The following is an 11946-nucleotide window of genomic DNA, read 5'->3' as shown; positions in this document are numbered from 1 at the left end:
GCCCCAATTTTTGATTGAGCATACTGAGAAGCCAATTCTTTATTCCTCAGCCACCCTCATTGCTGCACAAAAGTACCAGTTGCCCGCTGATGGCTGAACAGTCGAGTAATTCGTGGGCACGAGCAGCTGCTGCTAGTGGCAGGCGATCGGCAATAATGGGTTTAATTTGCTTGTGTACTAGTAAGTCTAATAATTTTGTCAAATCCTCACGAAACCAGTCAGAATGCTGTTTTTTGAATCCAGCAATGTTGTAGAACAAGGCTTTTTTACCATCTGGCAGTAATTGCAACAGCAACAACAAGATAAAACTTGCCCCTAGCTTAAATATTCGATTGCGCTTTCCACTCAAAGCTGAAGAGAAACCGTAATTAATCAATATTCCTTGTTTTCGCAGTGTTTTATAAGAATCGAGTAAGTGGCTGCCTCCGATCGCATCGCAGACAATATCCACGCCATCACCTGTAAGGCTGTAAATCCGTTGGACGAAATCTTCATTTTTGTAATCAATTGGAATTGCTCCTAAACTAGAAACAAGTTCGTGTTTAGATTTAGAGGCTGTTCCATATATCTCTAAGCCTGCTAGCTTGCCTAATTCCAGCAATGCCGTGCCAACTCCTCCGGCTGCACCGTGAATTAAAATGCGATCGCCACTTTTAACTTTCGCAATCCGATGCAAGATTTGGTAGGCTGTGACATACTGCAATACCAAACTCACAGCTTCTAGCGCATCTACTTCCTTGGGTACGGATATTAATTCCGTTGCGGGCAAACATAAATACTCGCTGTAGCCTCCGACAATGGTAAGAGCAACAACCCGTTGTCCTAATTCCAGAGTGGATACTCCTAAACCCAGCTTGTCTACAATGCCAATGATTTCATAGCCTGGTGAAAATGGTGGCTTTGGTATGCCCGGATATAAACCTTCACGAATCAGAACATCTGTAAAGGCTACTCCACTTGCGAGAATTCTCACCCGAACTTCACCTGTTTGAGGTTCAGGTAGTTCATCTTCAAACAATTGTAAAACTTCCGAGCCGCCATGACGAGTAATCAAAATACGCTTGTAACTCATACGTTGAGCTGCTCCTGTGCTTGAGATGTGTTAATCAGTGCCAAGTACTCATCTCGGAAATAACGCAAAGTGCTAAACACCGGATTTGGTGCAGATTGCCCCAAACCGCACAAGCTGGTGTTTTTTACCATGTCACACAGTTCTTCCAAAAGTTCCAAATCGGTGAGTGATGCTTTACCTTCCCGAATTTTGGTTAACAACCGATATAGTTGCACTGTACCTACTCGACAAGGAATGCACTTACCACAAGATTCATCCATGCAAAATTCCATGAAAAACTTGGCAACATCTACCATATTGGTACTTTGATCCATGACAATCATGCCGCCGGAACCCATCATCGAACCTAGTGCAGTCAAGGATTCGTAGTCTACCGATGTATCAAAAGCTGAGGCAGGAATACATCCTCCTGAAGGGCCACCAGTTTGCACTGCTTTGGCTTTTCCGTCATCAGGTACACCACCACCTAGTTCTTCTACAATCAGCCGCAGTGGGGTTCCCATCGGTACTTCTATCAAGCCTGTGTTGCATATTTTACCCGCTAATGCAAAAACTTTTGTACCCTTGCTTTTTTCTGTGCCGATACTGGCAAACCACTCAGCGCCCTTACGAATAATTGGTGAGATATTAGCGAAGGTTTCAACGTTGTTAATGAGGGTGGGATATCCCCACAAACCAGACTCGGCGGGATAGGGCGGGCGGGGGTGAGGTGTACCGCGTTTGCCTTCAATTGATGCCATCAAAGCGGTTTCTTCACCACAAACATAAGCCCCCGCACCAATGCGGATATCAATTTTAAAATCAAAGGGAGACTCAAATATTTGACTGCCCAATAAGCCCAGGCGTTGCGCTTGACGAATTGCAGTTTGCAGGCGGCTAATGGCGATGGGGTATTCTGCTCTGACATAGATATAGCCTTGGGTTGCACCCACCGCATAGGCAGCGATCGCCATTCCTTCTAGTACGCGATGAGGATCGCTTTCTAAAACACTGCGATCCATAAATGCTCCCGGATCGCCCTCATCAGCGTTGCAGATGACAAACTTGCGCTCTCCTTTCGCTTTCGCAACAGTCGCCCATTTCACACCAGTGGGATAACCAGCACCGCCGCGCCCCCGCAAACCACTACGTGTAATAGCATCCACCACCTCAGCCGGAGTCATCTCCCGCAGCACGTGGTAAAGTGCTTGATAGCCTCCAGCAGCAATATAAGATTCGATGCGATCGGGATTGACTTTGCCGCTGTTTTCTAAGACTATCGGCAATTGTTTCGTAAAAAATGGATGTGTCAAATCTCCTTGTTGAACTTTTGTCTGTTCTCCATTGAGAGCAGCGATAATTGCAGGTGCATCCTCTGGGGTAACTTTTTGGTAGAGTGTGCCCAAGCTTTCTGGTTCGTTTTGTGTTGCAACATGAACTAAAGATCCCTGACAACACAAGCGCATACAACCCACACCGCTAACTTGTACCTGGTTCTCTAAACCAGATGCTTTGACTGCTTCCTCAAGCCGCTTTTTCACTGCTTCGGAATTAGCAGACAGACAACCAGCAGCAACACAACAGCGAATCTGCACTGGTTTTTGAGACTTGCGCTCTTGCTCTGCTATCTCCTGTAGCTCAGTCAAATCCATCTTCCACCTGCCTCCTCTGCCATAACTGCTCTGGCTCCATCTTTGAAGTTAGGGGAAAATCTTGAGGAACTTGTGAGGAAATGTATTTGATACACAAAAGTGCTTCGACAACTATCTATCAAATTTGTTATTTTTTCGATATACGTCCTATAAAATCCCCGACTTATTAGATAAGTCGGAATAAGCATTAAAATTTATTTATATAAAAGTGATTTTGATTTATACTCTTTACTCAAGATTTTTACTAAATTTCCTTTGTGGCTAGTGAGTTGAAGCTTTTGAAGTAAAAAATTGCATCAAGTTTGCATCTACATTTACAATCAAAAATTTTTTTGAAAAACTAAATTACAGAGCATCACTCTTTAAGGTAACTAATATATAAATTTGAGTGTTTTAGCTAGTGGTTTTTTCCTTACTTCCATTAGCTATTTGATAAAATAGCACTTACAAGCCAAAATAATTCTCAATTAGTATTTAATATTGCATCAAAGTTGTATACAGGTTGACAAGCGTATCTTTGTCTGAAATTATTGATGTCAGAAAATCTTTATAAATTCTCTATGATTATTTTTTATACTTCATATTTTTTCACAAAAACTAGAGTTTTCCATCTGTTGTAGTTATTTTTGCTTCTCAATGATAAAAATGCTACAAATAAATTACAGCCTTCTTCAGGGAAATCAAGCTTTACATTAATTTAAAATTAGAGTTCAACTACCATTATGTTGCAAACAATTATTTATTACTTAGCTATCATATTTTACTTAGGAATGACTTACTGTTTCTTTACTGTGTGGTTAGATTTCTTTATGGAAGATGAAGAAATGAATTCAGTACAGCGTTCTTTTTCTGGTTTAATTCTGGTGATAGGTAGTATTCTGTGGCCACTAATAGTTCCTTTTGCTTATTTGGAGCTATTAAATTTTAATAAACAACACAAAAAAACTATTGATATGTTAATTAAGAAGTCTAATTCCAACATTTGCGATCGCTAATACCGATATAGCTATAGTAGTGATGCCATCGCCAACAAAAAATCTTCTGGATTTTTTACCTCGCCGAAGCCACCAAAGCGATCGCTAACTTAATCAACCGGAATTTCTGCAATTATTCAGTACAAACGTTGCACAAAAGTTGTATATAACTTTACAATCAGCTATTTTTCCGGAATCATTAATTATGCAGGATCTCGGCGCGATCCTGTGTTGTTCCAAGATACTATTCGCCAGTGGTATATCACCACTGGCTTTCTTTCATTGCATAAAACTATATGAATTGCGAGGGGTAAAACAAACCCGATCAACTTAATCAAGAACGAGTATCTTAAATTTTTTAACCTACTATAATTCATAGTTGTATTTAAATCGACTTTAATGACAAAGCACTACTATATCTAGTAATTATTGCTTATCTTTTTTCAATACTCTCATTTAGTATTGAAATTAAAACCTTTATAGATTCATTTTTTTATCTAGAATTTTTGAGATAATTGTTACGTCTTTCAACATAATTTTTAACCATCCTTGTCTCAAGCGAAGTAGAGGATTTCCAATTCTGTCATAAAATGTATAATTTTTTTTGCACAACTACTTATTGATTTACATTTATTACCTCACTTTTTTACATTTTGGCGTTTTCTAAAGAAAGTAAATTAAATATTAAGAATGAGGCGATCGCTCTACTCCTCTAGCAATTTTTGTAGGGTGGCACTGCCTAACTTTCCTCAAATCCTTATTTTTAGGTTATGGATAATGCCGACTCTAAGGTTATTGAGAATAGTGCAAGATTTTAGATTTACAATTATGCTTCTTGTCAAGACTAACTTGGGTTTAATTATGTGGCTATTTGCTGCGATCGCCAGAAGACTTGCTCCACCCAATCGCTCTATGCGGGCAAGTTACCCGTAGTATTAAGGCGTCTGATGAATATCCCCCTTGCTAAACGCAAGTTCGACAGGTTGAAAAGCGTAAATTCTTCCCAGTAACCAATCCCCTTTACCGATCAGGCATGAGATATTTCTGCCCCCTTTAACCATTCTCGAATCTTTTCTTGAACCGATTCCGCAGTTTGATAGCCACACACCGCCCCATCAAAAACCACAGCAGGTGCAAGACTACAAGCACCCAAACACCGTGCTGTTAAAAGTGAAACTTGTCCATCTGGTGTCGTTTCTCCAGCGCGAATGCGAGCCGATTTTTCTAGATTTGCGAGAATTTCTGGTGCACCTTTGACATAACAAGCTGTACCCGTACACACCACACAGGTATGCTTGCCTTTTGGCGCAAGTGAAAACAAATGATAGAAGGTAGCTACACCATAAACCCGGCTGGGTGGTAGTTTAAGACTTTGAGCAATGTAAAGTAATAAATCGTTCTCTAAGTAGCCAAATAGTTCTTGTGCCTTATGGAGAATTTCAATCAGAGCATCTTGCTGATATTGATGGCGCTTCATTGTTGCATCCAGCATCTTAAAGCGCTTATCACCACTGGGATGAGGGAGTGGGAGAGGGCGAGATGATTTCATTTTTTGTACGCTACTATTTACGCAAATCTGTACTTATACCAATTTATGAAAGTTAGCTTAGTTAGCCTGCGTAGGCAGGCTTAGTTTGTATAGCCGCACCCTTCTAGGGTGTCGGAATATTAAGCGCATTGTTACAAAGAATTGGTATTAGCTGGAGGTAGAAGCGCTTGTAGTTTCTTCTACCGCCTTAGCTTCTTTGGCACTAACGGCAAGATGCACAACATGAACTGAACAAGGAGTATGGTGGAGAACGTAGTTACTTACGCTACCAAGAAATAGTTCCGCCATCCCAGAATGTCCTCGACGCCCGATGACAATTAGATCAGCACCCCAACTACTAGCTAGATCGCAGATAACTCGCCCAGGGCTGCCAAGTTTTTGTGTAAATTCAGTATTTACGCCTGCTGTATTTGCTTGAGCGCTGAAGTGTTGCAACATCTCAATACCTTGATTTTTCCACTTCTCCCACTGCTGTTGCTGAAACTCGAAGGCTTGCTCTGTCATTCCTGAATAGTAGTCAAAACTAGAAGCGATTGGTACATAAGGAATGCCCTCTTCCTCTACAGATAAAACGTGCAGCAACATTAAGCTAGCTCCACTCATCTTTGCTAAAGCTAATCCTTGTGCAAAAACTTGTTTGCCCATTTCAGAGCGATCTAATGCAACTAAAATCTTTTTAAACATATAAACCTCTCATACTTAAGCGAAGCGAACTTTACGCACTCTTTATCCTTCAATTAGATTTATAGGGCAATAATTTGAGGAAATTGTGAGGAACAGTACTACCCCAGGTAATGCGATCGCTCATAAACTCTTCCCCATTCTGGTTTGTAAGTTTGTAGTGCTCGCATATACTGAGCGCGTTCAAAGGCACTGGGATTGGGACAATTTTTTTGGCTCATGCTTCCCTGAAGCAACTGTACAGATTCGTATTCATGTTTTTCCATCCATTCGCGCATTTCCTTCTCAATACACCGAATGTGAGTGATTCCCTCCCGTAGCAACACGGAACAAAGCATAGTAATACTTGCTCCTGCCATCAGCACTTTTAGCACGTCTCGTGCATTGTGAATGCCGCTAGTAGCAGCTAGACTGGCATTAATACGACCATAAAGAATGGCAATCCAACGCAAGGGCAAACGCATCGCTTGTGCGGTGCTTAAAAGTACATTGGGTTCTACATCCAGGGTTTCGAGGTTGATATCTGGTTGGTAGAAACGGTTAAATAGCACCAATGCATCAGCCCCCGCATTATCCAAACGCTTGGCCATATTTGCCATACTGGTGAAATAAGGGCTGAGTTTGACTGCTACAGGAATGGTTATTTCAGCTTTAACTGCCTGGAGAATGTGAATATAGTTTTGCTCTATCTGTTCACTGGTGAGTTCCATATCAGTAGGAACATAGTAAATATTCAATTCCAGTGCCGAGGCTCCTGCTTGTTGAATCAATCTGGCATAGTCAATCCATCCACCCACTGAAGAACCATTGAGGCTGGCAATCACAGGAATTTGAACTTGTTCGGTTGCTTTACGAATATGGTTAAGATATTCTTCTGGGCCAATTTGAAAACCGTTTGGTTCAGGAAAATATGTCAGAGCTTCAGGGAAGCTTTCAGTGCCATAGGTGAGGTGATGGTGCAATTCGTAGCGTTCTAAGGTAATCTGTTCTTCAAACAGCGAATGCATTACTACTGCCCCTGCACCCTCATCTTCCATGCGTTTGATATTATCAATGTCTTTTGATAAAGGAGATGCCGAAGGCACAAGGGGCGATCGCAATTTCATCCCCATATAAGTTGTAGTTAAGTCCATCTTCTTGTTCCAAAACTGTGAATGGCTAATAGCTAATGGTTAATGGCAACTAACAAGCTTTACTGGGATACCAATTGTTTGAGATCGCCTGTAATTTTGGTGTCACTGCTATGTCCGTTGAGTTTTTCCATATGCCGCGCTGCCAAATATTGGTACATTGAAAAGCGAACGTTCACATCATGTTGTGCTTCCAAGAGTAGCCGCTTCGCCTCTTCTGGGTTACTCTTGGTGAGCATCTTAAAGCGGTTCTCTAGATACATCGATTGTTCGACTGGAATTTTTGGTGTTCGTGAGTCGAGTTGCAGTGGGTTTTCGCCCAACTTAATGCGATCGGGATTGAATCGATACAACAACCACCGACCTGAGTCTACAGCAGCTTTTTGATTTTGCATTGCTGTACTCATGTTGATACCGTGTGCTATACAATGGCTGTAAGCGATAATCAGTGATGGGCCGTCATAAGCTTCTGCTTCTAGAAATGCCTTGAGCGTGTGTTCATCCCGTGCGCCCATTGCGACGCTGGCAACATAGACGTTGCCATAGGTCATTGCCATTAAACCCAAGTCTTTTTTAGCAGCAGGTTTACCACCGGCAGCAAATTTCGCCACGGCTGCTTTTGGTGTAGCTTTGGACATCTGTCCACCAGTGTTGGAATATACTTCTGTATCAAGGACGAGGATATTCACGTTGCGTCCAGAGGCTAAGACGTGATCTAGCCCGCCGAAGCCGATATCATATGCCCAACCGTCTCCGCCAATCATCCAAACACTCTTTTTAACTAGATAATCAGCAAGAGATTTGAGATTTTGGAGTTTTGATTTTTGAGTTTTGAGTTCAATACCTATCTTTATATCCAGCAGTTCATCTATCCGTCGCTTCAGTAATTCTACTCGCTCGCGTTGTTCCCAAATATCTGCTTCGTCTTTTTGCTGGGCATTGAGGATACTATTTGCCAGTTCTTCACCTATTTCGGTTGCTAATTGTTGGAGTAATTGGGCAGCGATTTCTGCTTGTTTGTCAATCGAAATCCGGAATCCTAAGCCAAATTCGGCGTTATCTTCAAATAGGGAATTTGACCATGCCGGGCCTTTTCCTTCGGCATTTTGCGTCCAGGGAGTTGTCGGCAAGTTGCCGCCGTAAATAGAAGAACAGCCAGTGGCGTTGGCAACAATCATGCGATCGCCAAATAACTGCGTAGCTAACTTAATGTACGGTGTCTCGCCACAACCAGCGCAAGCTCCAGAAAATTCAAATAGCGGTTCTTGCATTTGCTGCTGGTTAATATGGTTTAGCTTCAGCTGGCGGCGATCGGGATTGGGAATATTCAAGAAGAAATCCCAATTTTCTCGCTCTTGTGCCCGTAATGGCAGTTGCGGTTCCATATTGATTGCTTTGCGGCGAGGTTCTGCTTTATTCTTTGCTGGGCAAACATCTACGCAAATCCCACATCCCGTACAATCTTCTGCTGCGACTTGAATCGTGAATTTCAAATCCTTCCAATCGTGGTCTTTAGCATCGCTACTCTTGAAGGTAGATGGTGCATTTTCTAACATTTGCGGTTCGTAAACCTTACTGCGGATCACGCTATGGGGACATACCATCACACATTTACCGCACTGAACGCAGACATCTGGTTCCCAAACGGGTATTTCTTGGGTAATGTTGCGTTTTTCCCATTTCGCCGTGCCAGTGGGATAAGTACCATCTACAGGCAAACTACTGACTGGTAGTTCGTCGCCACACTTAGCAATCATTTTACCCAAGACATCTCGTACAAACGCGGGTGCGGTGTCGGGTACTGCTGGGCGCTGTTCAATCGTGCTATCAACGCGACGCTCTCCTTGAACCTCATAGAGATTGTCTAGTGTTCGATCTACAGCATTCAGGTTCATTTGCACAATTTCGTTGCCTTTCTTGCCGTAGGTTTTGCGGATGGATTTCTTAATTTGGGCGATCGCTTCCTCTCGTGGCAATACTCCAGATACGGCAAAGAAACAAACTTGCATAACTGTGTTAATTCGTCCACCCATCCCTGCTTCGCGGGCGACTTTGTAGGCATTAATGACGTAAAACTTCAGTTGCTTTTGAATTATTTGCTCCTGTACCAATCGCGGCAAGCGGTTCCATACTTCCTCTGCTGGGTAGGGGCTATTGAGCAAGAAAGTACCACCGGGGACAATGTGTGCGAGCATATCCAACTGTTCCAAAAATCCCCACTGGTGAGTGGCAACAAAGTTAGCTTGATTCACCAAGTAGGTAGAACGAATCGGTTGGGGGCCAAAGCGCAGGTGAGAAACTGTAATAGAACCCGATTTTTTCGAGTCGTAGACAAAGTAACCTTGGGCGTAATTGTTTGTTTCTTCCCCAATAATCTTAATTGAGTTTTTGTTAGCTCCCACAGTACCATCAGAACCCAAGCCGTAAAAAATAGCTCGAACTACGCTGTCTGGTTCGATGTTGAAGTTGGGATCGTAATCTAAACTTGTGTGGGTGACATCATCATTAATGCCGATGGTGAAATGATTTTTCGGTTCACTAGCAGCAAGATTGTCGAAAACACCTTTAATCATCGCTGGAGTGAATTCTTTAGATGATAAACCGTAACGGCCACCAACGATTTTGGGCATTGGGCATTGGGCTTTAGACATTGGGTGTTCTGTGAGGGCAGTTACCACATCCAAATACAGTGGTTCACCTGCTGCGCCTGGTTCTTTAGTGCGATCGAGAACAGCGATCGCTTTTGTTGTTTCTGGTAAAGCGGCGACAAAGCGCTTACTATCAAACGGACGATACAACCGCACTTTCACCACACCGACTTTTTCACCTTGGGCATTGAGGTAATCTACTGTTTCATGCACTGCCTCGCAACCGGAACCCATAATGGCAATTACTCGTTCTGCAGCAGCATCACCGTAGTATTCAAAGAGTTTGTACTGCCGCCCAGTCATAGCCGCAAATTCATCCATGACTTTTTGAGTAATGTCTGGGCAAGCTAAATAGTAAGGATTAACAGTTTCTCTTGCTTGGAAGTAAACATCGGGGTTTTGTGCCGTGCCGCGTAAGACGGGTTTGTCAGGAGTGAGGGCGCGCTGCCGATGAGCCAGTACTAACTCATCTGGAATAAAGCTGCGTAAATCTTCTTCAGTTAACAGTTCAAGTTTGTTAATTTCGTGGGAAGTGCGGAAGCCATCAAAAAAGTGTACAAAAGGCACTCTTGATTCTAAAGTTGCCCGTGTAGAGATTAAAGCAAAATCATGGGCTTCCTGTGGTGAGGTGGCACACAGCATGGCAAAGCCAGTGGCGCGGGTTGCCATTACATCGCTATGATCGCCAAAAATGGAGAGAGCTTGGGCTGCAAGCGATCGCGCGGCGACATGAAAAACCGTAGGTGTTAGTTCCCCGGCAATTTTGTACATATTTGGGATCATCAGCAACAATCCCTGCGATGCTGTAAATGTGGTTGTCAGCGAGCCTGTTTGCAGGGCACCATGTACCGCACCTGCGACACCACCTTCACTTTGCATCTGCACCACCGTCGGAACATTTCCCCAAATATTGGCTTTGCCTTCACAAGCCCAAGCATCTGCCCACTCAGCCATAGGTGAAGAGGGAGTAATCGGATAAATTGCAATTACTTCGTTGAGTTTGTACACAACTTGGGCAGCCGCTTCATTACCATCTATAGTTGCAAAAGTTTTAGTTTTCATTTTCCTCAGCCTTTTGACTCTGGCGAGAATAAGATTTAGTAAAATAACTAACAGAACTTACGCAAAATACCTCTCTAACTCTTATTCCTCCGTGTCCTCTGTGCCTGGAGTGGTTTTATTCTTCCGTGACTCGTGCGTAAGTTCTAAACTAAGCCAGATTCATCACTTTTGTGGCTTTGACATTGCATATTTCAAATGACAACTTTATTTGTACCAACCTACTTTGAAGGTTAAGAGCAAAACTTGAGGAAGTTGTGAGGAATCAGACGAGCGTCAGAAATCTTAGTACCCCTTTCAAAGTATCTGGAATCAAGCGAGTATTAAGTGTATCTTCCTCTGATCCAGCCTGTAGAGATTATTAGCCATGTCAATGAATATAAACTTCTTCAGAGTAGAAGTTGTTCCCCACGATCCAAATTGGCGAGAAGTATTTACAACTGAGTCGAAGCAGATTGCACTTGCATTGAGCGAAAATCTGGTTGCGGTACATCACATTGGCAGCACAGCCATTCCCCAAATTCATGCCAAACCGATTATCGATATTTTGGTTGAGGTTAAAGATATTACAAAAGTTGATGAACAGAGTTCCGCCATAGAGGCATTAGGTTATGAAGCAATGGGTGAGTATGGTATATCAGGACGTCGTTATTTCCGCAAGCATAATCAAGCAGGTATAAGAACACACCACATTCACACGTTTGAAGTTGGTTCACAGCAGATAGAGCGTCACTTAGCCTTTCGAGATTACATGATTGCCCATCCCGAAGACGCGCAGAAATACAGCGAACTCAAACGCGAACTTGCAAAGAAATATCCTGATAATATTGAGAGCTACATGGATGGAAAAGATGGGTTTATCAAAGAGATGGATATAAAAGCAGCACAATGGCGAGCATTGCAAATAGGTAGGTAATAGCAACCTAAGAATGCGTTGGAGCGGATATAAGACTGATTGAGTAATTAGATACTAGCTTGTTGTTCGCACTTAATCCGAAAGAGCGATCGCCCTGGTTGGTGGTATTAACAGCTGTTTGAGAGGATAAGATAGGGTACGAAGTAGACAAAATCATGCCCAGGAAAATTCGGGAGTTGAAAGCTCAGATTGTGCGTGAAGGGTTTGTTTATCTCCCCAAGCGCGGCAAAGGTAGCCATGAACGTTGGCGACATCCTTTGCTTAGAAAAACAGTGACGTACCCAAC

The 11946-nt window shown here is 42.8% G+C and carries 9 protein-coding genes; 3 read left to right on the top strand and 6 right to left on the bottom strand.

From position 1 onward, the window contains the following. Positions 1-46: 46 nt before the first annotated feature. The gene (locus UYC_RS0123090; RefSeq protein WP_016874933.1) at positions 47-1072 is read right to left on the bottom strand and encodes a medium chain dehydrogenase/reductase family protein; all 1026 of its coding nucleotides are present in this window, start codon (positions 1070-1072) and stop codon (positions 47-49) included. Continuing rightward, the gene (gene nuoF, locus UYC_RS0123085; RefSeq protein WP_016874934.1) at positions 1069-2703 is read right to left on the bottom strand and encodes an NADH-quinone oxidoreductase subunit NuoF; all 1635 of its coding nucleotides are present in this window, start codon (positions 2701-2703) and stop codon (positions 1069-1071) included. The genes UYC_RS0123090 and nuoF overlap by 4 nt, the downstream gene beginning before the upstream one ends. A 770-nt stretch (positions 2704-3473) precedes the next feature. Between nuoF and UYC_RS0123080 the strand changes: the two genes are divergently transcribed. Further along, positions 3474-3698, top strand: coding sequence for a hypothetical protein (locus UYC_RS0123080; RefSeq protein WP_392435659.1), 225 nt, complete (start codon positions 3474-3476; stop codon positions 3696-3698). Positions 3699-4704: 1006 nt separating this feature from the next. Here the strand turns inward: UYC_RS0123080 and hoxE are convergent. The 4 genes from hoxE to nifJ form a co-directional block, all read right to left on the bottom strand. After that, complete coding sequence (gene hoxE, locus UYC_RS0123075; protein WP_016874936.1) at positions 4705-5226, bottom strand: bidirectional hydrogenase complex protein HoxE; 522 nt, start codon at positions 5224-5226, stop codon at positions 4705-4707. Between the two features lie 147 nt (positions 5227-5373). Then, positions 5374-5910, bottom strand: a complete 537-nt coding sequence (locus UYC_RS0123070; protein ID WP_016874937.1) for a universal stress protein — start codon at positions 5908-5910, stop codon at positions 5374-5376. Between the two features lie 98 nt (positions 5911-6008). Further along, positions 6009-7040 (bottom strand): dihydroorotate dehydrogenase-like protein, encoded by a 1032-nt coding sequence (locus UYC_RS0123065; protein WP_016874938.1) that lies wholly within the window; start codon positions 7038-7040, stop codon positions 6009-6011. 59 nt (positions 7041-7099) lie between these two features. Further along, the gene (nifJ, locus tag UYC_RS0123060; RefSeq protein WP_016874939.1) at positions 7100-10747 is read right to left on the bottom strand and encodes a pyruvate:ferredoxin (flavodoxin) oxidoreductase; all 3648 of its coding nucleotides are present in this window, start codon (positions 10745-10747) and stop codon (positions 7100-7102) included. 364 nt (positions 10748-11111) lie between these two features. Here nifJ and UYC_RS0123055 point away from each other — a divergent pair, with 364 nt between their 5' ends. Both UYC_RS0123055 and UYC_RS40410 read left to right on the top strand, forming a co-directional pair. Further along, entirely contained in the window at positions 11112-11660 is a 549-nt protein-coding gene (locus UYC_RS0123055; protein WP_235082960.1) for a GrpB family protein, read from the top strand. A gap of 155 nt (positions 11661-11815) precedes the next feature. After that, positions 11816-11946, top strand: a 131-nt coding sequence (locus tag UYC_RS40410) for a type II toxin-antitoxin system HicA family toxin (protein WP_016879682.1), incomplete at its 3' end; no start/stop codon positions are given.

This window comes from Chlorogloeopsis fritschii PCC 6912 (genome assembly GCF_000317285.1).
Taxonomy (GTDB): domain Bacteria; phylum Cyanobacteriota; class Cyanobacteriia; order Cyanobacteriales; family Nostocaceae; genus Chlorogloeopsis; species Chlorogloeopsis fritschii.
Note: the sequence above shows the minus strand (reverse complement) of the source record. Positions and strands in the feature narration are given on the sequence as shown.

Bases quoted from the DNA above. Each gene is read 5' to 3' on its own strand.
- UYC_RS0123080 (WP_392435659.1), top strand. From the start codon at position 3,474: ATGACTTACTGTTTCTTTACTGTGTGGTTAGATTTCTTTATGGAAGAT.
- UYC_RS0123090 (WP_016874933.1), bottom strand. From the start codon at position 1,072: ATGAGTTACAAGCGTATTTTGATTACTCGTCATGGCGGCTCGGAAGTT.
- nuoF (WP_016874934.1), bottom strand. From the start codon at position 2,703: ATGGATTTGACTGAGCTACAGGAGATAGCAGAGCAAGAGCGCAAGTCT.
- hoxE (WP_016874936.1), bottom strand. From the start codon at position 5,226: ATGAAATCATCTCGCCCTCTCCCACTCCCTCATCCCAGTGGTGATAAG.
- UYC_RS0123055 (WP_235082960.1), top strand. From the start codon at position 11,112: ATGTCAATGAATATAAACTTCTTCAGAGTAGAAGTTGTTCCCCACGAT.
- nifJ (WP_016874939.1), bottom strand. From the start codon at position 10,747: ATGAAAACTAAAACTTTTGCAACTATAGATGGTAATGAAGCGGCTGCC.
- UYC_RS0123070 (WP_016874937.1), bottom strand. From the start codon at position 5,910: ATGTTTAAAAAGATTTTAGTTGCATTAGATCGCTCTGAAATGGGCAAA.
- UYC_RS0123065 (WP_016874938.1), bottom strand. From the start codon at position 7,040: ATGGACTTAACTACAACTTATATGGGGATGAAATTGCGATCGCCCCTT.